The sequence below is a fragment of the Micromonospora chokoriensis genome (assembly GCF_900091505.1).
Taxonomy (GTDB): Bacteria; Actinomycetota; Actinomycetes; order Mycobacteriales; family Micromonosporaceae; genus Micromonospora; species Micromonospora chokoriensis.
Genome location: NZ_LT607409.1, coordinates 6,652,073 through 6,677,735, shown reverse-complemented (window position 1 = coordinate 6,677,735; position 25,663 = coordinate 6,652,073). Strand labels below are relative to the sequence as shown.

At 69.1% G+C, this 25,663-nt stretch carries 18 protein-coding genes and 4 pseudogenes; 16 read left to right on the top strand and 6 right to left on the bottom strand.

Going from position 1 to position 25,663, the window contains the following annotated elements; all coding sequences use genetic code 11:
* Nucleotides 1-144: 144 nt before the first annotated feature.
* The 13 genes and pseudogenes from GA0070612_RS30210 to ispG all read left to right on the top strand — a co-directional run.
* Nucleotides 145-675: pseudogene (locus tag GA0070612_RS30210) on the top strand (1-deoxy-D-xylulose-5-phosphate reductoisomerase); the annotation flags it as partial.
* Nucleotides 672-2,213: pseudogene (locus tag GA0070612_RS30205) on the top strand (polymorphic toxin-type HINT domain-containing protein); the annotation flags it as partial. The pseudogenes GA0070612_RS30210 and GA0070612_RS30205, both read left to right, overlap by 4 nt.
* Nucleotides 2,199-2,555, top strand: coding sequence for an HNH/ENDO VII family nuclease (locus tag GA0070612_RS33150; protein WP_269458293.1), 357 nt, complete (start codon nucleotides 2,199-2,201; stop codon nucleotides 2,553-2,555). The pseudogene GA0070612_RS30205 and the gene GA0070612_RS33150, both read left to right, overlap by 15 nt.
* Nucleotides 2,556-2,573: 18 nt before the next feature.
* Nucleotides 2,574-3,059, top strand: coding sequence for an SMI1/KNR4 family protein (locus GA0070612_RS30200; RefSeq protein ID WP_088991008.1), 486 nt, complete (start codon nucleotides 2,574-2,576; stop codon nucleotides 3,057-3,059).
* 456 nt (nucleotides 3,060-3,515) lie between these two features.
* Complete coding sequence (locus tag GA0070612_RS31715; protein ID WP_157742643.1) at nucleotides 3,516-3,794, top strand: hypothetical protein; 279 nt, start codon at nucleotides 3,516-3,518, stop codon at nucleotides 3,792-3,794.
* Between the two features lie 283 nt (nucleotides 3,795-4,077).
* Nucleotides 4,078-4,677, top strand: a pseudogene (locus GA0070612_RS30195) (1-deoxy-D-xylulose-5-phosphate reductoisomerase); the annotation flags it as partial.
* Between the two features lie 132 nt (nucleotides 4,678-4,809).
* Nucleotides 4,810-5,643: pseudogene (locus tag GA0070612_RS30190) on the top strand (Hint domain-containing protein); the annotation flags it as partial.
* Nucleotides 5,644-5,976: 333 nt separating this feature from the next.
* The gene (locus GA0070612_RS33105; RefSeq protein WP_408630524.1) at nucleotides 5,977-6,330 is read left to right on the top strand and encodes a DUF6086 family protein; all 354 of its coding nucleotides are present in this window, start codon (nucleotides 5,977-5,979) and stop codon (nucleotides 6,328-6,330) included.
* Between the two features lie 420 nt (nucleotides 6,331-6,750).
* Entirely contained in the window at nucleotides 6,751-7,086 is a 336-nt protein-coding gene (locus GA0070612_RS30185; protein WP_088991865.1) for a hypothetical protein, read from the top strand.
* A gap of 683 nt (nucleotides 7,087-7,769) precedes the next feature.
* Nucleotides 7,770-8,429, top strand: coding sequence for a Uma2 family endonuclease (locus tag GA0070612_RS30180; protein ID WP_088991006.1), 660 nt, complete (start codon nucleotides 7,770-7,772; stop codon nucleotides 8,427-8,429).
* Nucleotides 8,430-8,600: 171 nt separating this feature from the next.
* A complete protein-coding gene (dxr, locus tag GA0070612_RS30175) occupies nucleotides 8,601-9,812 on the top strand; it encodes a 1-deoxy-D-xylulose-5-phosphate reductoisomerase (protein WP_088991005.1) in 1,212 nt (403 codons plus the stop codon).
* Nucleotides 9,812-11,062 carry a M50 family metallopeptidase gene (locus GA0070612_RS30170; protein ID WP_088991004.1) on the top strand — a complete coding sequence of 417 codons (1,251 nt, stop codon included), beginning with the start codon at nucleotides 9,812-9,814 and terminating at the stop codon, nucleotides 11,060-11,062. Before dxr ends, GA0070612_RS30170 begins: the two co-directional genes overlap by 1 nt.
* A gap of 9 nt (nucleotides 11,063-11,071) precedes the next feature.
* Nucleotides 11,072-12,244, top strand: coding sequence for a flavodoxin-dependent (E)-4-hydroxy-3-methylbut-2-enyl-diphosphate synthase (gene ispG, locus GA0070612_RS30165; protein WP_088991003.1), 1,173 nt, complete (start codon nucleotides 11,072-11,074; stop codon nucleotides 12,242-12,244).
* A gap of 133 nt (nucleotides 12,245-12,377) precedes the next feature.
* On the opposite strand, the gene GA0070612_RS30160 is transcribed toward ispG, so the two are convergent.
* Complete coding sequence (locus GA0070612_RS30160) at nucleotides 12,378-12,977, bottom strand: PadR family transcriptional regulator (RefSeq protein WP_088991002.1); 600 nt, start codon at nucleotides 12,975-12,977, stop codon at nucleotides 12,378-12,380.
* A gap of 113 nt (nucleotides 12,978-13,090) precedes the next feature.
* Here GA0070612_RS30160 and GA0070612_RS30155 point away from each other — a divergent pair, with 113 nt between their 5' ends.
* Both GA0070612_RS30155 and GA0070612_RS30150 read left to right on the top strand, forming a co-directional pair.
* Nucleotides 13,091-14,431, top strand: a complete 1,341-nt coding sequence (locus GA0070612_RS30155) for an MFS transporter (RefSeq protein WP_088991001.1) — start codon at nucleotides 13,091-13,093, stop codon at nucleotides 14,429-14,431.
* Complete coding sequence (locus tag GA0070612_RS30150) at nucleotides 14,361-15,200, top strand: GNAT family N-acetyltransferase (RefSeq protein ID WP_088991000.1); 840 nt, start codon at nucleotides 14,361-14,363, stop codon at nucleotides 15,198-15,200. The genes GA0070612_RS30155 and GA0070612_RS30150 overlap by 71 nt, the downstream gene beginning before the upstream one ends.
* Nucleotides 15,201-15,831: 631 nt before the next feature.
* Here the strand turns inward: GA0070612_RS30150 and GA0070612_RS30145 are convergent.
* Complete coding sequence (locus tag GA0070612_RS30145; RefSeq protein WP_088990999.1) at nucleotides 15,832-16,392, bottom strand: hypothetical protein; 561 nt, start codon at nucleotides 16,390-16,392, stop codon at nucleotides 15,832-15,834.
* Nucleotides 16,393-17,506: 1,114 nt separating this feature from the next.
* Between GA0070612_RS30145 and GA0070612_RS30140 the strand changes: the two genes are divergently transcribed.
* Nucleotides 17,507-21,283 (top strand): ATP-binding cassette domain-containing protein, encoded by a 3,777-nt coding sequence (locus GA0070612_RS30140; RefSeq protein ID WP_088990998.1) that lies wholly within the window; start codon nucleotides 17,507-17,509, stop codon nucleotides 21,281-21,283.
* A 48-nt stretch (nucleotides 21,284-21,331) separates the two neighbouring features.
* Here the strand turns inward: GA0070612_RS30140 and GA0070612_RS30135 are convergent, their stop codons facing one another.
* The 4 genes from GA0070612_RS30135 to GA0070612_RS30120 all read right to left on the bottom strand — a co-directional run bounded on the left by GA0070612_RS30135 (nucleotide 21,332) and on the right by GA0070612_RS30120 (nucleotide 25,593).
* A complete protein-coding gene (locus tag GA0070612_RS30135; RefSeq protein ID WP_088990997.1) occupies nucleotides 21,332-22,399 on the bottom strand; it encodes an NADH:flavin oxidoreductase/NADH oxidase in 1,068 nt (355 codons plus the stop codon).
* A gap of 76 nt (nucleotides 22,400-22,475) precedes the next feature.
* Nucleotides 22,476-23,768, bottom strand: a complete 1,293-nt coding sequence (locus tag GA0070612_RS30130) for a dicarboxylate/amino acid:cation symporter (RefSeq protein WP_197699508.1) — start codon at nucleotides 23,766-23,768, stop codon at nucleotides 22,476-22,478.
* A 150-nt stretch (nucleotides 23,769-23,918) separates the two neighbouring features.
* Nucleotides 23,919-24,635 carry a DUF998 domain-containing protein gene (locus tag GA0070612_RS30125; RefSeq protein WP_088990995.1) on the bottom strand — a complete coding sequence of 239 codons (717 nt, stop codon included), beginning with the start codon at nucleotides 24,633-24,635 and terminating at the stop codon, nucleotides 23,919-23,921.
* Nucleotides 24,628-25,593 carry a glutathione S-transferase family protein gene (locus GA0070612_RS30120; protein ID WP_088990994.1) on the bottom strand — a complete coding sequence of 322 codons (966 nt, stop codon included), beginning with the start codon at nucleotides 25,591-25,593 and terminating at the stop codon, nucleotides 24,628-24,630. The genes GA0070612_RS30125 and GA0070612_RS30120 overlap by 8 nt, the downstream gene beginning before the upstream one ends.
* Between the last annotated feature and the right edge of the window lie 70 nt (nucleotides 25,594-25,663).

Below are 25,663 nucleotides of genomic sequence, written 5' to 3'. Positions count from 1 at the left end.
GAACGTTGGTCTCGCTGTGCCATCGGGCACGTCTGTGGACGGTAGGGCTTGATCGACACGAGTTCGGCGAGGTGGGGGTGTCGGGCGAGGATGCCGCCAGATCGACGATGCCGTGTCGATCATGAAGCGGCGCCGGGGCCTGGGCTGACGCTCCCAGCGGGCTTCCGGGTGGTCGCCGTGGGTGCGGGCGGTGGCAACGTCGAGCTGCTCGCCGCGCAGGCCCTGGAGTTGGGCGTCGAGGCGGTCGGGGTGGCTCGGGCGTCCGCCGCGCAGGATCTGCAGCTCGCGTTCTACGCGGAGGCGAGTCGGCGCGGGTGGGCCACCGGTGACTTCAAGCTTCCCAAGATCGTGGCCGGGCCGGACGCGATGGCCGAGTTGGCCCAGTGGCCGTGTGACATCGTGCTCAACGGGGTGGTCGGCTCGCTGGGCCTCGCTCCTACGCTGGCCGCGCTGGGTGCTGGTCGTACCCTCGCGCTTGCCAACAAGGAGTCGCTGGTGGCCGGCGGCCCCCTGGTCCGGGCCGCGGTGACGCGGCCGGGGCAGATCGTGCCGGTCGACTCGGAGCATTCGGCGTTGGCGCAGTGTCTGCGCTCCGGGTCGCGCGGTGAGGTGCGACGGTTGATCGTGACAGCCAGCGGCGGCCCGTTCCGGGGCCGCAGCCGCGACGAGTTTACGACGGCCAGGTCGAGCGGATCGTCGGTGCGGGCGCCAGGGCCGGAGCTCGTACGTCGGCCTGGCTAACAAGTGCCGTCGACCTCAGTCGTGGGTTGGCCGTTCCGAACCAGCCTTTGTAGTTGTACGGGTGCAATGGGTCACCCGCGCAGCGGTGGGGCTTTGCTGCCACGCCGAACCAGAGCAACCCGAACCTGGGCACGCTGGCTGCGTACGACACCTGGTGTGTGCAGCCGGCCGTGTACACCGCGGCTTCGGCCTTCGCGGTGCAGAGCTGCACGGGTGCCGCGGACCCGATCTCGGATCTGGCTGACCCGGCGCAGTCCAACGGGTACGCGTATGCCCACAACAATCCGGTGACCCACTCGGACCCGTCGGGTCTGTCGGTGGCGTTGACCGCGTCGGAGACGGCGGCGGCGTTGGCCGGTGCGGGTCTGTCGGCGGCGATGGTGTCGCAGGCGCAGGCGAACATGGGCCGGTCGCTGATGTCGGTGGTGCTCGACTCGGCCTGGTACATCCTTAAGGAGTTCATCGGCATCAACGACGCCATGAACTGCTTCGGCGGTGACATGTGGGCGTGCGGCAGCTTGATCATCGGGGCGATTCCGTGGGCCAAGCTCGGCAAGATCCCGGCCGTGATGCGGGCGGTCAACCGGACGATCGACGCGATCCAGGCGTGGCGGGCAGCGAAGAGAGCCGCCGAGGCTGTCCTAGCTGCCGCCCGGGCGGCGGAGACAGCCGCGTTGAACGCCAAGAAGCTGGCGATCGAGCGGGCGAAGAAGGCCGCGCAGGCAGCCAAGAAGAAGGCCGCCGACAAGGTCAACACGACGAGCAACAAGGCGACGCAGGCGTCGAAGAAGACCGGCAACCCGGTCCAGAAACAGGCCCAGGCGAAGGGCAATCCGAAGGGATCGTCGGCCGGATCGAGCGGTGCCGGCAAGTCCGGCGGTAACAAGAGTTCCGGCGGTGCCGGCAAAGGCGACGCTAAGCCCGGTGGTGCGTCGGGTGCTTCCGGTCGCAGTAATGGCGGAACCAGCGGAGGCGGCGGCGCCGGCAAGCCTGACGCCGGCGGTTCGTGCCCGACAGACGGCAATAGTTTCGTCCCTGGCACCAAGGTTCTGATGGCCGACGGGTCAACGAAGCCGATCGAGGACGTCAAGCCGGGCGACAAGGTCCAGGTGACCGATCCGGAGACGGGTCGGGTCGAGGTGGAGACGGTCACCGCCGCGATCACGGGTGAGGGTGTCAAGAACCTGGTGAAGGTCACCATCGACACCGACGGTGAGCAGGGTTCGGACACGGCCGAGGTCACGGCGACCGACGGTCACCCGTTCTGGGTGCCGGAGCTGGACGAATGGGTCGACGCCACCGACCTGCGAACCGGCCAGATGCTGCGAACCAGCGCCGGCACCCTCGTGCAGATCACGGCAATCGAGCGCTGGAGCACCGAGTGGGCCACCGTCCACAACCTCACCGTCGCCAACACCCACACGTACTATGTAATCGCCGGCAGCGCGTCGGTACTCGTGCACAACTGCGGCGGAAAATGGACACCAACAGATGTCGATGGGCAGCGCGTCTATCAGCGCGACGACTTGGTTGATCCGAATTACACTTCGCCGAAAGATAAATATGGCAGGACGAATTTGAAGCGGATGCAGCAGGGTCTCGCGCCAATGGGGCCGGACGATAACCCCGTAGTTCTTCACCATATGCTGCAGACCCAGGATGGCCCACTCGCCGAACTAACTCAATCGATGCATCAGGGCTGGTTCCGACAACTTCATATCAACGTTGGAACTCGTATACCGAGTGGCATCGACCGCGATGCGTTCGCCGTGTGGAAGACTGCGTACTGGAAGAGTCGTGCGGCCGGATTTTAGTAAGAGGAGGTCAGTGGAGTGAGTGCCCACGAGGACGCCGAGGAGTTTATTCGGCTTGTTCGGGCCAACTCGCAGATCGCCAACATTGCTGGCGGCTGTGACGAGGACTTAATCGCGCGGGCCGAAGCCCAGCTCGGCCTCAGCCTGCCGCTCACCTATCGCGAATTCTTGCGACAGCTTGGTGAATGCGATATTGCCGGTGAGGAATTCTACGGAGTCTGGGCACGTGATGACGATCGAAATGTCCTCTTCGGGGCGGTGCGGATGACTTTAGAGGCTCGGCGAACGAGCGCAATGCCGGCTGCTTTGGTTGTTTTTATGTCTGATGGTATGGGTGGTCTGTATGCAATGGATACCGCCGCCTCAGATGAAGAGGGCGAGGCTCCAGTAGTGCTATGGGAACCGGGAGGCTCGATTCCTGGCTCTATCCTGGAACGTGCTGCGGATAGCTTCGGCGGGTTCGCGCTAAAGCGCACGAAGCGCGCTCTCGCGGCGTTGCAATGAAGCTAGCTCGGGGTCGCTTGCTGAGGTTCCCCCGGTCTGCCGGAGGGTTGCCCGAGGAAGGCTGAGTCGCCGCTTGATCGACACGAGGTCGGCGAGGTGGGGGCGTCGGGTAGCGGGGTTACCGCTAGATCGGCGATGGGGTGTTGATCAAAGGGCGGGCGCAGCGGGGCGGGGCGGCAGCGGGAGGGCTGAGGCTCCCAGCGGGCTTGCAGTGGCGGCGGGGAAGAATTACGCACGGCATCGACATCATCCGGCGTAATCCGGACCGGTTCCGGGTGGTCGCCGTGGGTGCGGGCGGTGGCAACGTCGCTTGTACCGGGTACCAAGGTTCTGATGGCCGACGGGCGGAATTGCAACAATCATCCTCCCCGGAAAACGTGTCACGCCAGGGAAGCCGCGACGAGAATTCAGCTATGTGCTGGATGTCGCGTCGGGTCGCTTGAGGAAGGGCTAGCGGTGGCGACGACTTTCGACTCGGGCAAGCATTTGCAGAACGTGCGAGAGGTTTTTCCTGATGAAGTGGACGACTCCGTACTCATTGGGTATCTAAAAGGTTCTGGGCTGTCGATTGTGCAGTCGACTATTGTGTTCGCCCGGTATCGTGGAATGGCGATGACTGAGGCTAAGGAAATTGTTGTGGAAAGCGTGGCCTGGAGAGAGGATGCCGCGTTTCATTCAACTTTCCATGACGTCATAGAGAGCGTTGCCTCGGCTGAAAGTGAGGTCGCAGAGTGATAAGTCGATGTCTCCGCAGGTGGCGCAAGAAGGGCTGACTGCCCGGAGGATGCGATGAGCTGCGATACGGGATGCGAGACCCGCTGCTTGGTGGTCGGCATGGCTTGATCGACACGGTTTCCAGGAAGTCGCGGTGTCCGGGTGAGATGGATGGCCCCCGGTTCGCAGGAAGTCGAGTTGATCATGGTTCCGGACGGGCCTGCGGGAGCGAGGGCGGGCGGGGCGGCGGGAGTGGGCTGAGGCTCCCAGCGGGCTTGCAGTGACGGTGGGGAAGAATGGCCCTGTGGCTTCACCGCGCGATCTTGTTCTGCTCGGGTCCACTGGTTCGATCGGTATGCAGGCCATCGACATCGTCCGGCGTAACCCGGACCGGTTCCGGGTGGTCGCCGTGGGCGCGGGTGGTGGGAACGTCGAGCTGCTCGCCGCGCAGGCCCTGGAGCTGGGTGTCGACGTGGTCGGGGTGGCTCGGGCGTCCGCCGCGCAGGATCTGCAGCTCGCGTTCTACGCGGAGGCGAGTCGGCGCGGGTGGGCCACCGGTGACTTCAAGCTTCCCAAGATCGTGGCCGGGCCGGACGCGATGGCTGAGCTGGCCCAGTGGCCGTGTGACATCGTGCTCAACGGGGTGGTCGGCTCGCTGGGCCTCGCTCCTACGCTGGCTGCGCTGAAGGCTGGTCGTACCCTCGCGCTTGCCAACAAGGAGTCGCTGGTGGCCGGCGGCCCCCTGGTAAGGGCCGCGGTGACGCGGCCGGGGCAGATCGTGCCGGTCGACTCGGAGCATTCGGCGCTGGCCCAGTGTCTGCGCTCCGGTACGCGCGGTGAGGTGCGGCGGTTGATCGTCACCGCCAGCGGTGGCCCGTTCCGGGGTCGGCGGCGTGACCCGCTGATGGTATGCCGATTGGGTTGGCCGGGTGCGCCACTGTGCCCGCGCAGCAGTGGGCGGCGCAGGACGAGACTCGGCACATTTACGGGCCGGGCGGCACCCGTCTGCTGACGGTCCAGCAGCGTCAGGCCACCCCTGCGGGCGGTCATCCGGACGATTGACGCGATCCAGGCGTGGCGGGCAGCGAAGCGGGCTGCTGAGGCGGTTTTGGCTGCTGCCCGGGTGGCGGAGACGGCCGCGTTGAACGCCAAGGAGCTGGCGACCGAGCGGGCGAAGAAGGCCGCGCAGGCAGCCAAGAAGAAGGCCGCCGACAAGGTCAACACGACGACGCAGGCGTCGAAGAAGACGGTTAACCCGGTCCAGAAACAGGCCCAGGCGAAGAGTAATCCGAAGGGATCGTCGGCCGGATCGAGCGGCGCTGGCAAGTCCGGTGGCGGCAAGGGCGATTCGAAGCCCGGCGGGAAAGCAGGTGCCTCGGAACGTAGTAACGGCGGCTCCAGCGGTGGATCCTGCGAGACTCCTGGAAACAGCTTCGTACCGGGTACCAAGGTGCTCATGGCTGACGGGTCGGCCAAGCCGATTGAGGACGTAAAGCCGGGCGACAAGGTCCAGGTCACTGATCCGGAGACGAGTCGGGTCGAGGTGTCGACGGTCACCGCCGCGATCAAGGGTGAGGGTGTCAAGCACCTGGTGAAGGTCACCATCGATACCGACGGTGACCGGGGTTCGGACACGGCCGAGGTCACGGCGACCGACGGTCACCCGTTCTGGGTGCCGGAGCTGAACGAGTGGGTCGACGCCACCGACCTGGCATCCGGGCAGATGCTGCGCACCAGTGCAGGCACCCTCGTGCAGATCACGGCAATCGAGCGCTGGAGCACCGAGTGGGCCACCGTCCACAACCTCACCGTCGCCAACACCCACACGTACTATGTGCTCGTAGGCGAGACGCCGGTCCTCGTTCATAACACTAATGGATGCCTTGAGGGCGAGCGCGACTACGATGTCTATGACCCGGAGACAGGGATCGAATCACTGACATCGATCACATTGAGGGTGGCGTACTCTGGGAAGAGAAAAGCGCAATATTCGGCGATGAGTCGTGGGTGAATAAGCACATTAACCGGAAGTTGGACGCGTACCTCGGGCGCGTCAGCACCTCCCTGGTTACGAGAATGCTCCGATTGGCTTCAGGTTTACGAACCCGGCCATAGACCCGCGCTTCCGGGCCACCCTTGAGAATTACTTCGCCGTCCTGCGGAGAGGTGGACCAGAACTCGATCTACGATTGGAGATGGCTGAGTGAGCTACTACTTCACAGTTTCCGGGGATGACGTCTGGGATCCTGCTCTGAGGATCGGTCACCTATTCGTCTCGCTTGCGGACGGCGCTGCGGTTGTTCTCGGTATCCCAAGTGGATTGGCGCCTTCCGACGATGATACGTGCGAAGTTGACCCGCAGGTCTTTCCCCGATTTGTAGGCGCGTTATTTGAATGTTATTCGGAGAGTCGCCATCCAGTTCGTCGTGATCTAATACGGGGAATTCTCCTCACGTCTCTTGTGCTCCTGGATCGGGGAGGTCTTGAAGTGCCTCCCGGTTTCCGGGGCGAGCGAGAGTTGGTGGAAGCTGTGCGTCTGCTCGCGAAGGCTATGTAGAAGAAGTTTGGACTGACTGCACCGCATGTTGACGTGGCGATGAGGGGCGCGGGCAGGTGTGGTTATCAGTCTCCGTTCCGTTCAGGTACTTACGGGACGCCTAGGGCGGAGGCTGACGTCCTCGGTTGTCGGAATGCCTAAGGTAGATTGATCTGGTAGCGATTATGTCGGAGCAGCGGTTGTTGTGGTTATATCTCCGGGTAATGTCGGAGAACTGACGCTCGCATTCGAACCGATCTCGATTCCTTTTCGGATGAGAGTGTTGACCTGCCGCGGTTCTGGCCGACATGGGCCTGTCGGCGGCGATGGTGTCGCAGGCGCAGGCCAACATGGGCCGGTCGCTGATGTCGGTGGTGCCCCAGTGCTTTCCGGCCTGCGGGCACCCCGGCCGGTTTAAATAGATTGCTGGGGGGTGGCCACATGCGTGAAGATGAACTTGAGGAGATTGAAGAGTTGTGCCGAGCGGCAACTCCGGCGCCTTGGTTTGTTAGGACCTTGGACGATGAATTCGCTATGAATCTTGTAGCGGTTAGCACGGCTCCCGACACTGGTGCTGCCGAGAGGTGGCCGAACTTTGATCATCGAGAGATGATTGCTGCAACATTGGTTCAGCATCCGCGATACGTCGATTCTGGCGACGAACGCTGGGACGAGAACGCCGCGTTCATTGCAATGGCGCGGGAGGCTGTGCCGCGCCTTGTGGAAGAGGTTAGGCGTCTCAGGGCCCTGCTTGCAGGTGAAGGAATTGGTCAATGATGGGCCATTCAGCTTTTCCGGTTAATCAAGGAACCGATATCTGATTTCTGTTTCCGCAAAAAAGCGTCCCTCGCCGTTTCCGGAAAGCTGTTGCGGCTTTTCGAGGCGGTTTGACTGCGGGGGTTGACGGCAACGTCCGCAGACAAAGGGGCGCACGACGGCTCACCGGGACCGTCCAGGGCGGTGCTGAGGTGTCGATGCCTCGCGTTGAAAGCGAAGTTACCCGTAGGCGGTGGCGGCGACGCCGATGTGGGCGTGGTCGAGTAGCCTCATGACGACGAGCTCAACGGCTGCCAGGCATGAGTCGTGCAGCTCCCTCCGAGGGAAAATAGGCTTGGAAGGTGGTCTCGCGCCGACGAAAACGGTCTGAAACTCCGGCAGGCTGGCGATGACCTTTCTTGCTCTGCTCGTTTGACACCGTGCTCATGTCGGTCGTAGCTAGGCACCCCAGAGTCGGATAGTGCTGATGCTTGAAGTAAGTGAGTGGCGGTTTTTGGTCCGTAGCAAGTTCGAATCGTTGCTAAACGACCAGGAGTCAGGCGAGGAAGGCAGAGCCGCCCCTTGATCGACACGAGGTCGGCGAGGTGGCTAGACCGTCGCACTGGGTGTGCGATGACGCGTCGTACGGGCTGTGGTGGTTAGGCTGACCTGAGCAGGATGGTCCGCTGAGGGGGTGAGCCCGGATGGCCCAGGCCGCGTTCGCGCCGGAGCCGGCGCCGCAGCACACCGAGCCGTCGTTCGATGTGCTGCGGTGGCACGACGAGCCGTGGACTGCGCAGCTCGCCCTTGACCTGTTGCCGGAGACCAACGGCCCCAAGGTTGAGGTCCTGAGCGGAAGCGTGATCGTGACACCACATGCCGGATACGACCATCAGGACGCGGAGTTGGACCTCGCGTATCACCTGAAGCAGGCAGCCCGCCGTGCAAAGCTGTGGCTCTATCTGGAGACGAACGTCGTCTCTGGTGAAGATCTCTTTATCCCCGACATCGTGATCCTCGACGCGCCGGGCGGTGGCCGGACGACGATGGGCATCGGGCACGCCGTGCTGTTGGGCGAGATTGTCTCCCCCGGGAACCGGCGCAAGGACATCATCGACCGTCCGCGTGAGTACGCCGCGGTCGGTGTTCCCTTTTTCCTCCGGGTCGACCTGCGTAATCGGGTGCCCACGATCGCGCTGTACGAGTTGATCGAGGGGGAGTACCGACCGGTGGCCGCTGCGGCTGCCGGAACCCGGTTCGTCATGCGAGAGCCGTTCGAGTTCTCCATCGATCCGGGCGACCTGCTGGGCGAGGAGGCGGCACCGACCGAGCCGGTGCCCGAGTCGACCGACGAAGAGGCTTGATCGACACGGTTTGCGGGAAATCGGGGTGTCCTGGTGCTTGGGATGCCGCGACTTCCGTGAACCCGAGTTGATCAAAGGTCGGCGCGGCGGCGGGCGCAGCGGGGCGGGACGGCGCGGGGGAGGGCTGAGGCTCCCAGCGGGCTTGCAGTGACGGTGGGGAAGAATGGCCCTGTGACTTCACCCCGCGATCTTGTTCTGCTCGGGTCCACAGGTTCGATCGGTACGCAGGCCATCGACATCGTCCGGCGTAACCCGGACCGGTTCCGGGTGGTCGCCGTGGGCGCTGGCGGCGGCAACGTCGAGCTGCTCGCCGCGCAGGCCCTCGAATTGGGCGTCGAGGCGGTCGGGGTGGCCAGGGCGTCCGCCGCGCAGGATCTCCAACTCGCGTTCTACGCCGAGGCGAGCCGGCGCGGGTGGGCCACCGGTGACTTCAAGCTTCCCAAGATCGTGGCCGGGCCGGACGCCATGACCGAGCTGGCCCAGTGGCCGTGCGACATCGTGCTCAATGGGGTGGTCGGCTCGCTGGGCCTCGCTCCTACGCTGGCCGCGCTGGGTGCTGGTCGTACCCTCGCGCTTGCCAACAAGGAGTCGCTCGTGGCCGGCGGCCCCCTGGTCAGGGCCGCGGTGACGCGGCCGGGGCAGATCGTGCCGGTCGACTCGGAGCATTCGGCGCTGGCCCAGTGTCTGCGCTCCGGTACGCGCGGTGAGGTGCGACGGTTGATCGTCACCGCCAGCGGTGGCCCGTTCCGGGGTCGGAGCCGCGACGAGTTGACGCAGGTCACACCCGAGCAGGCGCTCGCGCACCCGACCTGGAACATGGGGCCGGTCGTCACGATCAACTCGGCGACCATGGTCAACAAGGCCCTTGAGGTGATCGAGGCGCACGAGCTGTTCGACGTGCCCTACGCCGACATCGTCGTGATGGTGCACCCGCAGTCGGTGATCCACTCGATGGTCGAGTTTGTCGACGGGTCGACGATTGCCCAGGCCAGCCCACCTGACATGCGGCTGCCGATCGCGCTGGGCATGGGCTGGCCGGACCGGGTCCCCGAGGCGGCGACCGCTGTCGACTGGACGGCCGCGCACACCTGGGAGTTCGCGCCGCTCGACGACGAGGCGTTCCCGGCCGTCGCCCTCGCCAAGGCCGCCGGGGAGGCCGGACGGTGCCGCCCGGCGATCTACAACGCGGCGAACGAGGAGTGCGTGGCCGCGTTCGTGGCGGGCCGGCTGCCGTTCCTCGGCATCGTCGACACCCTCGAACGCGTGTTGGAGGAGGCTCCGGACTTCGGCGAACCAGGTACCGTCGAGGACGTGCTCGCGGCCGAGTCGTGGGCGCGCGCGCACGCGCAGGAGATCATCGCGGGTTCGGTGGAAGGAGCTTGATGTCGTACCTGCTCGGGGTGGTCCTCTTCGCCCTGGCCATTCTCGTCTCGGTGAGCCTGCACGAGGCGGGGCACCTGCTCACCGCCAAGGCGTTCGGGATGAAGGTCACGAAGTACTTCGTCGGCTTCGGCCCCACGATCTGGTCGTTCCAGCGGGGTGAGACCGAGTACGGGCTCAAGGGCATCCCCCTCGGCGGCTTCTGCAAGATCGTCGGGATGACCCCGCAGGACGACGACGTCGAGCCGGGCGACGAGTCGCGGGTGATGTGGCGCTACCCGGTCTGGAAACGGACCATCGTCATGGCCGCCGGGTCGATCACGCACTTCGCGTTGGCCCTGGTCACGATCTGGATCCTCGCCGTCTCCGCCGGCCTGCCCAACCCCGACTTCCCGACCACCGACGCGCAGGCCCGCCAGGAGCCGGCCGTCATCCGGCTCAGTGACTGCGTGGTGGCGGAGAACTCGGTGCGCGCCTGCGCCCCCGGCGACGCCGCCAGCCCGGCCGCCCAGGCGCAGCTGAAGAACGGCGACCGGATCACCGCGATCAACGGCACCCCGGTCAACTCCTACGGCGACCTGCTCACCACACTGCGAGGGCTCAAGCCCGGCGACACCACGCAGATCGCGTACGTCCGCGACGGGCAGCCGGCCACCACCAGCACCGTGCTCGCGCAGACCCAACGTCCGCCGCTGGACGACCCGAGCGGCACCGTCGCGCCGGTGGCCGCGCTCGGCGTCGGGCTCGTCCCCAGCACCCCCACCCGCGTGACGTACGGCCCGGTCGGCGCCTTCGGCGCCACCGCCGACTTCACCGGCCAGTTGGCCGTCGGCACCGCCCAGGCGCTGCAACGGCTCCCGCAGAAGGTTCCCGCCCTGTGGACCGCCCTCACCGGCGGCGAGCGCGACGTGGACACCCCGATCAGCGTCGTCGGCGCCAGCCGACTCGGCGGCGAAGCCGTGGAGAACAACGCCTGGCTGGTCTTCTTCATGCTCTTCGTGTCGCTGAACTTCTTCATCGGTGTGTTCAACCTGCTGCCGCTGCTCCCGGTGGACGGCGGCCACATCGCCATCGCCTGGTTCGAACGCGCCCGCTCCTGGATCTACAGCAAGGTCGGCCGCGCCGACCCCGGCCGGGTGGACTACCTCAAACTGATGCCCTTCACGTACGCGGTGATCCTGATCGGTGGCGCGTTCACGCTGCTGACCATCGCCGCTGACGTCGTCAACCCGATCACGCTCTTCTCAAGGTGAGTGCCTGAAGTGACAGCTATCAGTCTCGGTATGCCCGCCGTGCCGCCCCCGCCGCTCGCACCCCGTCGGGCCAGCCGCCAGATCATGGTCGGCTCGGTCCCGGTCGGTGGCGGTGCGCCGGTGTCCGTGCAGTCGATGACCACGACCCTCACCTCCGACATCAACGCGACACTCCAGCAGATCGCCGAGCTGACCGCGTCCGGCTGCCAGATCGTCCGGGTGGCAGTGCCGTCCCAGGACGACGTCGAGGCGCTGCCCGCGATCGCCAAGAAGTCGCAGATCCCGGTGATCGCCGACATCCACTTCCAGCCCAAGTACGTCTTCGCCGCGATCGACGCCGGCTGCGCCGCGGTCCGGGTCAACCCGGGCAACATCCGCCAGTTCGACGACAAGGTCAAGGAGATCGCCCGCGCCGCCGGGGACGCGGGAGTGCCGATCCGGATCGGCGTCAACGCCGGTTCGCTGGACAAGCGGCTGCTGTCCAAGTACGGCAAGGCCACCGCCGAAGCGCTCGTCGAGTCGGCGCTCTGGGAGTGCTCGCTGTTCGAGGAGCACGGCTTCCGGGACATCAAGATCTCGGTCAAGCACAACGACCCGGTCGTGATGATCCGCGCGTACCGGCAGCTCGCCGAGCAGTGCGACTACCCGCTGCACCTCGGCGTCACCGAGGCCGGGCCGGCGTTCCAGGGCACCATCAAGTCGGCGGTCGCCTTCGGTGCGCTGCTCGCCGAGGGGATCGGCGACACGATCCGGGTGTCGCTCTCCGCCCCGCCGGTCGAGGAGATCAAGGTCGGCAACCAGATCCTGGAGTCCCTCGGTCTGCGCGAGCGGGGCCTGGAGATCGTCTCCTGCCCGTCCTGCGGGCGGGCCCAGGTCGACGTCTACAAGCTCGCCGAGGAGGTCACCGCCGGCCTGGAAGGGCTGCCGGTGCCGCTGCGGGTCGCCGTCATGGGCTGCGTCGTCAACGGTCCCGGCGAGGCCCGCGAGGCCGACCTCGGTGTCGCCTCCGGCAACGGCAAGGGCCAGATCTTCGTCAAGGGGCAGGTCGTCAAGACGGTGCCCGAGGCGCAGATCGTGGAGACGCTGATCGAGGAGGCGCTGCGGATCGCCGACGAGATGGGCGCCGAACTCCCCGAGGAGCTGCGCGGGCTGGTCACCGGCCCGACGGTCACCGTGCACTGATTTTCCATTTGGAAAAAGCGGCCGTTCCCCGTGCGGGGAACGGCCGCTGTCGTCGTACCCAATGGCGTCCTGCTGCCGTGCGCGGCGCGGGTCGCGCGTGCCGGCCTGCGTCGTGCGGGCGTCGGCGTTCGGGTCACTCGGATTCGGCGAGGATCGCGTACAGCTTGCGTCGCGTCTCGTCGAGCACCTGGGCGGCCCGCTCGCGTTGGTCGTCGGTGCCGTTCATCATGACCTGGCGCAGGGCGTTCATCGCCTGCGCGCCGGAGTCGCGGATGTCGTGCCAACTGGTCACTGTCGTCGGGGCGACGTCCGCCCAGGCCGGGCTCTGCGCGGCCTCGGTGGCCTCCGCCTGACCGGCCTCGGTGACCGTGAACCGCTTGCGTCCGCCGCCGGACTCTTCAGTGCTGGCGACGATCACGCCCTCGTCCTCCAATAGCTGGAGGGTGGGGTAGATCGACCCGGGGCTCGGTCGCCACGCACCGCCGGTGCGGGAGTCGATCTCCTGGATCATCTCGTAGCCGTGCATCGGCCGCTCGGTGAGCAGAGCCAGCACGGCGGCCCGGACGTTGGGGCGTCGCCCCCGACCTCGACCGCGGCCGCGACCCCGGCCACCCCAGGGGCCGCCGTGTCCGTGCTCGTGACCATGGTCGTGCGGGCCGGGCGGAACCGGCGGGAAGCCGAACCCTCGCATCCGCGCCTCGTGCATCGGGTGGTGTTGTCGATGGAACCTCATCAGGTTCTCCCTCTCTTCGTACTGTCGCTGATGCATCAACGATATATCGGCAATGCATCGCCGACAACATTCAATTTTGCAAACCGTACGTACGTCTTGCTAGCGTCCCGTCCATGCGCCTGCTCCCCCCACCCGGCCCGGCCCGGATCCTCACCCTCGGAACCCTGGTCAAGACCGTCGGGCGTGGCCTCTGGCTCGTCGCGAGCGCCCTCTTCCTCACCCGATCGGTAGGCCTGTCGGCGACCCAGGTCGGCATCGGGTTGACCATCTCGGCGCTCGTCGGGGTCCTGGCCAGCACACCGAGCGGCTACCTGGCCGACCGCGTCGGCCCGCGCGGCGTCCAGGTCGGCGCGCTGCTCGTCGCCGGCACCCTGACCGTCGGCCTGATCGCCGTCCGGTCCTTCCCCACGTTCGTCCTGGTGGGTGCCGCCACCGCCCTCGCCGACGCCGTGGAACGCGGGGCCCGGGGCGCGTTGATCGCCGGAGCGATCCCGGCCGACCAGCGCGTACGCACCCGCGCCTACCTGCGCGCCACCACCAACGTCGGGATCTCCGTCGGCGCGGTCCTCGGCGGCTTCGCCATCGCCGCCGACACCCGGACCGGGTACGTCGCACTGATCCTGACCACCGCGGCGGCGTCACTCGCCGCCGCGCTGGTCTTCCTCCGGCTGCCCCGCATCGCCCCGGTCGCCGCCCCGACGCACGGCCCCCGACTGATCGCCCTACGGGACCGCCCGTTCCTGGCCTTCACCCTTGTCGACGGGCTGATGTCCATGCACTTCAGCCTGCTCACCATCGCCCTGCCGCTGTGGATCGCCGGGCACACCCGGGCACCCGTCTGGATGATCTCCGCGTTGACGTTGGTCAACACCGGGCTCGTGGTCCTCCTCCAGGTACGCGCCGCAGGCGCCGCCGCCACAGTGCCCGCCGCCGCCCGCGCCGCCCGTCGAGCCGGCGTCGCCATCGCCCTGGCCTGCGTACTCTTCGCCGTCAGCGGCGCGCTCCCCACCGCCGGGGCGGTGGGCCTGCTCGGCGTCGGGTCGCTCGCCCACGTGATCGGGGAACTGTGGCACTCCGCCGCCGGCTGGGCGATCTCCTTCGGACTCGCTCCGACGAATGCCCAGGGGCAGTACCAGGGGGCGTACGGCATGGGTTACGAACTGGGCAAGATGCTCGCCCCCGTCGTGGTGACCACCCTTGCCCTCGGTTGGGGCGTACCAGGCTGGCTGGTGCTCGCTGCGCTGTTTCTCCTACTCGGAGCCCTCGTGCCACCCGTCGTCCGGTGGGCCGAGCGGACCCGCCCCACCAGCGGGCCGGCCGAGCCGGTGCCGGCCTTGTCACTCGACCGGCGGAGCAGGGGGTCGATCTGGCAGGCTGGTAGTCGTGCTGACGGTGCCGGTACGGCAACTGGGGGAATCGGAGCGCCGCGCGGTCGAGCGACTACTCGACCATGACCCGTTCGCGGGCGCGCAGGTCGCCGAGCGAATCGCCGCGCGCGGCCTCTCGTGGTGGCGGGCCGAAGGCAGAATCCTGGGGTACGGCGCACGCCGCAACCTGGAATCGCTGTGCTGGCTCGGCGGCAACCTGACCCCCGTGCTGGCGAGCGACGCCGCTGTCGCGGCCTTCGCCGACCTGCTCGCCGGCGAGGAACGGCTGTGCTCCTCCATCGTCGGGCGCGCCGACGCCGTGCTCGGGCTCTGGGACCGGCTCTCCGACGCGTGGGGGCCAGCGCGAGACGTCCGCCCCAACCAGCCACTGCTGGCCGCCGACGCCCTGCCATCCGTACCCGCCGACCCGGAGGTACGCCAGGTCCGCCCCGGTGAGGTCGACCGACTCTTCCCGGCGGCGGTAGCCATGTACACCGAGGAGGTCGGCGTGTCCCCGCTGGCCGAAGACGGCGGGCGCAGCTACCGCAGGCGCGTCAACGACCTGGTCCGATCCGGTCGCGCCTACGCCCGCTTCGTTGACGGCACTGTCGTCTTCAAGGCCGAGTTGGCCGTGGTGACCAAGCGGACCGCACAGGTCCAGGGCGTCTGGGTGGCACCCGAGTGGCGAGGCCGCGGCATCGCCACCGCCGCCATGGCAGCCGTCGTCCGCGACGCGTTGCTGCGGGTCGCCCCCACGGTCAGCCTGTACGTCAACGACTTCAACCTCCCGGCCCGCCGGGTCTACGAACGCTGCGGCTTCCAACCGATCGGCACCCTCGCGACGGTCCTGTTCTGACTGTGGGGCTGGCTTGGCCGGTCCGTGACCGTTCCGCCCTTCGGCGTTTGTAGCGCGGGCGTGGTTGGGCGCTCGCCGTGTTGGTGGCGGTTGCCCGCTCGCTGTGTTGGTGGCGGTTGCCCGGCTCGCCATGCCCGTGGTGGTGGTTGCGCGGCTCGCTGTGTCGGGGCGATTGGGTGGTTGGCTGTGCCCGTGGCAGTGCCTGGCTCGCTGTGCCTGTGGCAGTGCCTGGCTCGCTGTGCCTGTGGCAGTGCCTGGCTCGCTGTGCCCGTGGCCGGCCGGCTCGCTGTGCCCGTGGCCGGCCGGCTCGCTGTCCCCGTCGCCTTGCGCGGCTCGCCGTTTCGGGTGGCTAGTCGGGGGTCGACTTGGCTCCGCCTGTTCGCTCTCCCGACGTGCAGATCGTGTGCAGCCCCGTAGATCTTGGACAGTTTCCGTTCTCGCGTAACGGAAACTGTCCAAGATTCGCCGGCGGACGACGGTAGGGGCACCGGCTACCGCCGCTGCACCGCGGGGATGCCCGGGAGTGGCGGATGGCGGGTGGCGCGGTGGCGGGTGGCGTGGTGGTGGATATGCCGCTGGCCGGCACCCCGGGTGGGGGTGCCGGCCAGCGGTCGGATGGTTTCGGTGGGGGTCAGCTGTTCCAGTACTGGCCGACCAGGTCGGTGGCCTGCTGCTCCCACTGCGCGTACGCGTCCGGGTAAGCCGACACCTGCACGGTCTGCGCGGCCTCGGTCAGCGGCATGTCCTGCCACCCGTCGACCTGCTTCAGACCCTTCAGGAACGCCGTCGTCGAGTAGGCCGGGTCGGTGATCTGCTCCGGCGTGCCCCAACCCGAGCTCGGGCGCTGCTGGAACAGGCCCAACGAGTCGTGGTCGTTGGCGTCGCCGAGGTGGCCCAGGTTCTCCAACTTCGACTCCTGCAGGCTCGTCGCGATCGAGATCACCGCGGCCCGCTCCGGCAGACCGGCCTTCTTCGTCGCGGCGATGATCGCCTTCACGTTCGCAGTCTGCTCACCGTCCAGGGAGATGCGCGACTGCTCGCCCTGCGGCTTCGACACACCCGCCTGCACGGCAACAGCGGTGGGCTTGGCGTCCACGGGGTTAGCGTGGGCGGCGATCGGACCGGCGAACACACCACCGGCGAACGCGAGACCCGCAACGGACAGCACACTCTTACGCATGATCGTGTTCATGAGGGAAGCTCCTTCGGGGGTAAAGACACCCGCCCAAGGGGACACGGGTGAGAGCACCTCGTCCGGCGCTGCAACAAAAGCCTTGAAGGGGGGATCATCGGCAGCCGACCAGCAGTGGGCTCGCGGCGCCGGGTCCCTGTGAAACGACCCGGGGGTCGGGATCATTCCGGGGTCGGCCCATCCGCCGGTGAAACGGGGCGCCGGTCGGGCCGGGGCCCAGATGTAACCACCCGGGGGCCGGGGTCATTCCGGGGTCGGCCCATCCGCCGGTGAAGCGGGGTGCCGGGCGGTGCCCGGGGTCCAGGTATAACCACCCGGGACCAGGGGTCATTCCCCGGGGGCTGACCATCGCGCCGACAGGCCGCGGTCCTGCCATCGTCAGGGTGTGTAACGACCCCGACCCGGCCAGCATTCCGGCCGACACGTGCCCCCGACCACACGCCGATACCACCCACGCCGGACAAAACGCACGGCCCCACCTGACCGAGGCACCAAACCACCCCCGACCGGCAGGCAGAACACTCCGACTCACGCATGATCCACACGACTTCACCGAAGTCGGGGTATCCGCGAGGGATTGATACCGCGACTTCACCGAAACCGAGTCGATCATGCCCGTGCGGGAGGTTCGGGCGGCGTTGCGCCGGCAAGGGTCGAGGCTCGGGCGGCGCTGTGCCCTCCGGGGGCCAGGTTCGGGCGGCGTTGCGGCAGCGCGGGGGTTCGGGCGCGCACTCGGGGCCGGGGAGTGGGCGGCGTTGTGCCCTCGGGGGTCGAGGTTTGGGCGGCGTTGCGGCAGCGGGGGTTCGGGCGCGCCTTCGTGGCCGGGGTTTGGGCGGCGTTGCGCGATCGGGTGGTCTGTGCCGTCTTGCGAAGCGGGGGTCGAGGATCCGGGCGGCGTGGCGGGGCTGCTCCTCGCGACGTGGCGATCGGCTCGGCGAACTCGCCAGCCAGCTCTGGGCGGCGTCGCCCGAGCGCGTCATCGAGGTGCCATGGGCCCGGCGCGGCGGAGGGGGGAGACAGCCGTTGCCCTGCTCAGAGCCCGGAAAATCGGTTGAGACGAGGTGTCGACGCCGGCAGGCTGAAGTCTCCGCCACCCCATATCCGGAGGACTTTCATGCGCCTGCTCCGAGATCTGTGGGGCACCTCGACGCGTCGTATGACGATCGTGGTCATCTTGATCGTGCTCGGCGCCGCCGGTCAGGCCGGTGCCTCGGCGTTGGCCGGCGCGGTGCTGGTGCACCGCTCGGCCGGCTTCTTCGCCGTGTTGGCCGCGGCGCTGGTCGCCGTGGTGCTCAGCGACCTCGCGGTGAGCCTGCTGATGGCCGGCCTGACCGCGGACTGGTCCGCCGACGTGCGCCGCCGGCTCTGCCGGGTCGCACTCGGGCAGGACCTGCCGACCCTGGAGACGACCCCGGTGGGGGAGTTGCTCGACCGGATCGACGGGGACGTCTACCAGGTGGCGTCGGCGATCCGTAACCAGGGCACGCGGCTCGCCCAGGGCCTCTGCGTCGGTCTGTTGTCGATGATCGTGGCGCTGGTCGTGTGGTGGCCGGCCGGAGTGGCGATGCTGCTGCTCACCGTGGTGCTCGCCGTCAGCCTGCGCCGGCCAACCGCGCGGATCGGTCCGGCCCGGATGGCCGAGGAGGAGGCGTGGTCAGATCTGGCCGCGGTCATGGAGGAGGCGGTGCACGGTCAGGACGACGTACGGACCAGTCTGGCCCGGCCGTACGTCCTGCGGCTGTACGCGCGGCGGGCCGCCGCCGTGCTGTCCCGGGGTCGCCTGGTCTGGGTGCTGTCCGCCAAGGTGGCGTCGGCCGCCACCGCGACGATCCGGGCCGGCATCGGCGTGGTGGTGCTCGGCGGTGCCTGGGCGCTGGCCACCGGTCGGGTCGACGCCGCACGCCTCACCGCCATCTGGTTGTTGGCGTTGGCCTTCGGGGCCACCGCGGAGCATGTCAGTCGGATGGTGCCGGAGATCCAGGAGGCTCTCGGCGCATGGGCCCGGGTGCAGTTGCTCCAGCGGGCTCGGCAGGAACCCGTCGGCGGCGTCAGCCCGACCGAGGGTGACCTACGCATCGAGGACCTGACGTTCACGTACCAGGAGGGCGGCCGGGGGGCGGCGCTGCGCGGGCTCAGCCTGACCTTCGCGCGCGGTCGCTCGTACGCGCTGATCGGGCGGACCGGTTCGGGTAAGTCGACACTGGCGAAGGTGCTCACCAGAGCTGTCGACGTGCCACCGGGATCGGTTTACCTCGGCGACACCGACCTGGGTGACCTCGACGTCGAGCAACTGCGTCGCTGGGTGGCGCTCGTGCCGCAGCGTACGGAGATCCTCGCCGGCACGCTCGCCGAGAATGTCGCGCTCTTCGACCCGGACCTGCTCGACGCCGCAGCCCGGGCGCTCGACGAGTTGGGCCTGGCGGGCTGGATCGCCGAGCTGCCGGACGGTTTGGCGACCCGGCTGGGGGAGGGAGGGCACATCCTCTCCGCCGGTCAGGAGCAGTTGGTGGCGTTCGCTCGGATCCTGGTCCGTGACCCCCATGTGGTGATCCTCGACGAGGCCACCGCACGCCTCGACCCGGTGACCGAGGCGCGGGTGCAGCGGGCCACCGAACGGCTGCTGCGCGACCGGATCGGCATCGTCATCGCGCACCGGCTCTCCTCCGTGCGCCGCTGTGACGAGGTGGTGGTGCTGGCCGACGGCGCGGTGGTGGAGGCCGGTCCGCTGGAGACCTCGACGCGCTTCGCCGAGCTGCTGGCCACCAGTCACGCTGCCGCCTACGCCACGGCGGGAACGGCCGGCCGCGCCGGCGGTGGCACCGACCTGCTGGTCGGTCCCGACCCGGCTCTTGACTGGCCGACCGATCCGGCGAGCGCGTGGATCGAGCCGGACAACCCGGTCGGGTCGGCGACCGCGTGGGCCGACCCGACCGGGCCGGCCTCCCGGTGGGCCGACCCGAGCGGACTGGCCATCCAGCCGGACAACCCGACCGCCTCGGCCGAGCCGGACAACCCGACCGCCTCGGCCGAGCCGGACAACCCGACCGTGCTGGGCGAGCCGGACAACCCGACCGTGCTGGGCGAGCCGGACAAGACCGTCCGGGCCGAGCGGGACAAGCAGATCGAGCCGACGACCACGCGGGCTGAGCTGGCCGGGTCGACACCCGCGATGTCCGGGATGACCCGTGCCGACCCGCCGCCACTGCCACCGGTGCCGCCGGCCCGGACGTTGCGGGAGATCTTCCGGCTCTGCCTCAACGACCCCCGGTACGGGATGGCCGCGATCGGGCTGTTCCTCGGGCTCAGCCTGCTGGGGCTGGACGGGCCGGTGCTGCCCTGGCTCTGGGCCGATCTGGTCGACGGCACCGGCAGCCCGTACCTGCCCGCGGTGGGGATCGTGGCCGGGTTGTTGGTCACCATGCCGCTGCCGTACTACACCCACGTCTGGTTCCCGGGCTGGTGGGTGCGGCAGATGCTGCGGATCGGGCTGCGTCTGGTGCACGGTCAGACCGGGCCGCGCCGGGTCAGCTCACACACCCCGGCCGAGGTCGTGGCGCAGGGCGGCGACACCGAGCGGGTGGTTCAGCTCGCCGACAACGTGCTGGACCAGGCGGTCGCGCTGGTCCTGGTGGTCGCCATGACGGCGGTCACCGGCAGTGTCGTACCCGGGCTGTTCTTCCTCGGCACGATGGTCGTCTCCGGGCTGGCCGCGACGCTGTTCGGGCCGAAGCTCGAACGTGCGGCGCGGGCCACTGTGGCGGCGCGGGCCGCCTTCGCGACGGCGCTGGTCTCCGCGCTGTCCGCGGCACGGACGGTGAAGCTCGCCGGTGCGACCACTGCTGTGCTACGCCATCTGGCCAGCCTGGACGTGCTGCGCAGCGACCGGCAGCGACGGGAGATCTCGGTGCAGGTGTGGGCGCGTTCCACGCCCTCGATGGCCAGCGGGCTGTTGCCGATCGGCGCGTGGGCGCTCTACCTGGGCGGCGGACTCTCCGCCGGTGCGGTGCTGGTGGCCGTCTCCACGCTGGGCGCGGCCCGCTGGTTCGCCTGGACCACCGCGTCGTTGATCTCGCAGCTGCCGTCGGCGCGGGTCTGGACCCGGCGCACGGTGGCGATGACCGGAGTGAGCACGTACTCCGCTGGGGTTCCGGCAGTCGACCTGGCCGCCGGGACGGCGCCGGCGCCGACGCCACCACCCCGGCATCCGCTGCGCCGCCTGGAGCTGCGCGACTTCGGGGTGGTGCACTCCGACGGTACGGTGGCCGTCCGCAACGTCGACCTGACCGTGCAACGGGGGCAGTTGGTGCTGGTGGTCGGGCCGGTCGGGTCGGGCAAGTCCTCGTTGCTGCGGGCGCTGGCCGGGATCGTGCACCACACCGGTGAGCTGGCCTGGAACGGTGACCCGGTCACCGAGCCGGAGTTGTTCCTGCGCCCCAACCAGGTCGGCTACGTCGGCCAGTTGCCCCGGGTGCTGTCCGGCACGGTCGCCGAGAACATCGCGCTCGGGCACCAGGTCGACGCGGCCGGCGCGGTCAGCACCGCCCAGCTCGACCATGACCTGGTCGCCGCCGGCGGTGGGCTCGGTCTGCTCATCGGGCACAAGGGCACCCGGCTCTCCGGCGGGCAGTTGCAGCGGTTGGCGCTGGCCCGCGCGCTGGCACCGCGTACCGAATTGTTGGTCGCCGACGACGTGTCGTCGGCGCTGGACGTCACCACGGAGCTGGCGCTGTGGCAGGCGTTGCGCGACCACGGGGTGACAGTGGTCGGCTCGACCGCGAAGCGGGCGGCGCTGGTCCGGGCCGACCACGTGGTGGTGTTGCTCGGCGGGGCGGTCGCCGCCCAGGGCACCTGGCAGGAGCTGGAGGGCGACTGGTCGCACCTGGCCGGCTGACGGTCGGGCGGTTGCCGGGGTACGGCAGCCGCCCGACCACGTCGGGTGTCAGTAGGCGCGGGCGTACTGGTCGGGCCCGCTGTACGTGACGCCGAGCTTCGCGGCGGCGCGGCGCGGCCAGTACGGGTCGCGCAGCAGCTCCCGGCCGAGCAGCACCAGGTCGGCTTCACCGGCGGCGACGATCTGCTCGGCGTGCTCGGGCTCGACGATCAGGCCCACCGCGCCGGTCGGCACGCCGGCCTCGCGGCGGATCTGGGCGGCCAGCGGCACCTGGTAGCCGGGAGCGAGGGGGATGCGCTGCTCGACGCTGACGCCCCCGGACGACGCGTCGACCAGGTCGACGCCGACGCTGGCCAACTCGCCGGCCAGCACCACGCTGTCCTCGATCGTCCAGCCGCCCTCGACCCAGTCGGTGGCGGAGATCCGGGTCAGCACGGGCACGTCCTCGCCGACGGCGGTGCGTACCGCGCGGGCCACCTCCAGGGTGAGCCGCATCCGGGCGGTCCGGTCGCCGCCGTACGAGTCGGTGCGGTGGTTGGTCAGCGGCGACAGGAACTCGTTGAGCAGGTAACCGTGCGCGGCGTGGATCTCCACGACGGTGAAGCCGGCGGCCAGCGACCGCTCGGCGGCGGTCGCGAACGCCTCGACCACACCGGCGATGCCGGCCTCGTCGAGGCTGGTCGGCGTCCGGTAGCCGGCGGTGAACGGCTCCGAGCCGGGGCCGACGGGAGTCCAGCCGCCCTCGGCGTCCGGCACACCGCCCGACTCCGGCGCCCACGGCCGGTAGGTGGAGGCCTTGAACCCGGCGTGCGCGAGCTGCACGGCCGGCGCCGCGCCGTGGGCGGCGACGAACGCGGTCACCGGTCGCCACGCGTCGACGTGGGCACCCGACCACAGCCCGGTGTCCTGGGGGCTGATCCGGCCCTCGGGGAGTACGGCCGTCGCCTCGGTCATCACCAGGCCGGCGCCGCCGACCGCGCGACTGCCGAGGTGGGTCAGGTGCCAGTCGGTGGGCAGACCGTCGGGGCCGCAGGAGTACTGGCACATCGGGGCCATGGCGATCCGGTTGGGCAGTGTGACGCCACGCAGGGCCAGGGGGGTGAACAGGGAGCTCATGGGGGACATCCTCTCGGAACGGCAACGGCGACGGGCCCCCGGGGAGAGGGGCCCGTCGCCGTACCGGGTGACGTGGTCAGGCAGGAACAGGGGTCAGGTCGGGTCGGGTCTCCGCGACCGGCTCCGGCTCGGTCAGGTCGCGTCGACCGGCGGACTCGTACGCTGCCCGGTCGAGGGTGCCCTCGCGGGCGGCGACGACGGTCGGCACCAGAGCCTGCCCGGCCACGTTGGTGGCGGTGCGGATCATGTCCAGGATCGGGTCGATGGCCAGCAGCAGACCGGCGCCGGCGAGCGGCAGACCCAGCGTGCTGAGGGTCAGGGTGAGCATCACGATCGCGCCGGTCAGGCCGGCGGTGGCCGCCGAGCCGACCACCGAGACGAAGGCGATCAGCAGGTAGTCGCCGATGCCGAGGTGTACGCCGAACACCTGGGCCACGAAGATCGCGGCGAGCGCCGGGTAGATGGCGGCGCAACCGTCCATCTTCGTGGTCGCGCCGAACGGCACCGCGAACGAGGCGTACTCGCGGGGCACGCCGAGCCGCTCGACGGAACGCTGGGTCACCGGCATGGTGCCGACCGAGGAACGGGACACGAACGCCAGCTCGATGGCCGGCCAGGCGCCGGCGAAGAAGCGCAGCGGGTTGAGCCGGCCGGCCAGGATCAGCACCAGCGGGTAGACGACGAACAGCACGATGGCGCAGCCGACGTAGACGGCGGTGGTGAACTTCGCGAGGGGAGCCAGCAGGTCCCAGCCGTACGAGGCCACGGCGTTGCCGATCAGGCCGAGCGTGCCGATCGGGGCGAGGCGGATGACCCACCAGAGCGCCTTCTGGACGATCTCCAGCAGGGAACGGTTGAGCGCGACGAACGGCTCCGCGGCGTCACCGACCAGCAGGGCGGCCGCACCGATGACGAGGGCCAGGAAGACGATCTGGAGGACGTTGCCCTCGACGAACGCGCCGACCGGGTTGGTGGGCACGATGCCGGTGAGGAAGTCGGTCCACGATCCGGTGTTCTTCGGCGGGGTCGCGCCACCCAGGTCGAGGGAGACGCCCCTGCCCGGGTTGATCAGCAGACCGAGGCCGATGCCGATGCTCACCGCGACCAGTGCGGTGATGCCGAACCACATCAGGGTCTTGAGCGCGAGGCGGGCGGCGTTGGCGACACCACGCAGGCTGACCACGCTGACCACGATGGCGGTGAAGACCAACGGCGGCACGGCCAGCTTGAGGAGCTGGACGAAGAGGCTGCCGACGGTGTGCAGGGTGCTGGTCAGCCAGCTCAGGTCGTTGCCACGGGCCAGGAAGCCCAGTGCGACGCCGAGCACGAGGCCGAGCAGGATCTGCACGGAGAAGGGAATCTTGCGCAGGCTGAAGGGCATGTTCTATCCATTTGTCCGGTTTGAATCAGGGCAGGCGAGAAAGCGCAGCTAGCCCGGACAGATGCCACTGGCCTGCAGTCGGAGATCGACATACAGGCGGACAGTGAGGCCCCAGACATTGGTCATCGTTCGCCGACGTTACGCCGATTTCCGCTCATCGGAAGGAGTGGTCGGCGTGAGGCTCCTTACAGCTGGTGAACTTTCCGCTGCCAGGGCCAGTGCGGTGGCGGTGGCCACACCCCACAGCACGGCGAGTGCGAGGATCAGCCGCTCCAGCACGCCCACGAACGTGCCCCGACCGAGGACGAGCATCGCCAGCCCCACGGCGGCGCAGAGCGGCAGGGCCAGCGCGGCGGCCAGGCCGGCCAGTCGGCGTACCGCCCGGCCCGCCGGCCCGGACACGGCGAGCGCGACCATGGCGAAGACCACCGCCGCGGTCGCCGCGATGCTCGCGCCGCCGTGCACCAGATCCGCCACCGTCGCACGCTCGAACGGCGGCAACGGGCAGCCGGCAGAGCAGGTCACCGCCCCGGACACGGCGGTGAGGACCGCGCCGGTGGCGAGCAGCGCCGGGGCCGCCCACACCCCGGGGGGCAACGCCGCGCCGATCAGCAGCAGCGCGGCGGCAAGAGCGAGGATCCCGATCCGGTACGTCAGGGCGTGCGCGCTGCCGGCGATGCCCGCCTCGCTGACGTACCCGGTGAACCCGGGGCCGGGACCGGCGACCACGGCGACCGTCACCGCTGCCGCACCGGCCACCGCGCACCCGGCGGCGGCGGACCCGGCGACCCGGCGGGCGACGTCAGCACGGACCGTCGGCGCGGTCGTGGTGCCGGGTCGACCCGGCTCAACCACGCCCGTGCGGCGTGCCCCAGCCGGACTCGTCCGGCCCGAGCGGCACGATCCCGGTCGGGTTGATCTCCCGATGGGTGGCGTAGTAGTGCCGTTTGATGTGGTCGAAGTCCACCGTCTCGCCGAAGCCCGGGGTCTGGAACAGGTCCCGGGCGTACGCCCACAGCACCGGCATCTCGGTCAGCTTGCTGCGGTTGCACTTGAAGTGCCCGTGGTACGCGGCGTCGAAGCGGACCAGCGTGGTGAACAGCCGCACGTCGGCCTCGGTGATCGCGTCGCCCATCAGGTAACGCTGCCCGGCGAGGCGTTCGGAGAGGACGTCCAGTCGGGCGAAGAGAGCCCGGAACGCCTCGTCGTACGCCTCCTGGGAGGTGGCGAACCCGCACCGGTACACCCCGTTGTTGACGTCGGTGTGGATCTCGGCCATCAGCGCGTCCATCTCGGGGCGCAGCTCGACCGGGTACAGGTCCGGCGCGCCCGCCCGGTGCAGCGACCGCCACTCGGTGGAGAAGTCGAGGGTGAGCTGCGGATAGTCGTTGGTGACGACCCGGCCGGTCACTGTGTCCACCAGCGCCGGCACCGTCACCCGGCCGGTGTAGTCCGGGTCGGTGGCCAGGTACGCCTCGGACAGGAAGCTCACGCCGAGGACCGGGTCGAAGCCGTCCGGGTCGAGGGCGAACGCCCAGCCCCGCTCGTCCCGGATCGGGTCGACGGTGCCCAGCGAGATCGCGTCGTCCAGCCCGAGCAGGCCGCGCACGATCCTCGCCCGGTGCGCCCACGGGCAGGCCCGACACCAGATCAACCGGTACCGGCCGGCCTCCAGCGGCCAGCGGTCCTGCTCGTCCGGACCGCCGCCCGGCGGCGCTGTCGAGTCGGCGGTGACCCGCCCGGTGAACCGGTTGGGTTGACGGACGAACGCGCCGCCGCCGCTGGTCTCTGCGCTGAACTGGGCCCGGGCCATGCCGTCAACCTATCCGCTGGCGGCGCGGATATCCTGGCGGCCGGTAGCCCCCGCGACCCGGTGGGCGTGC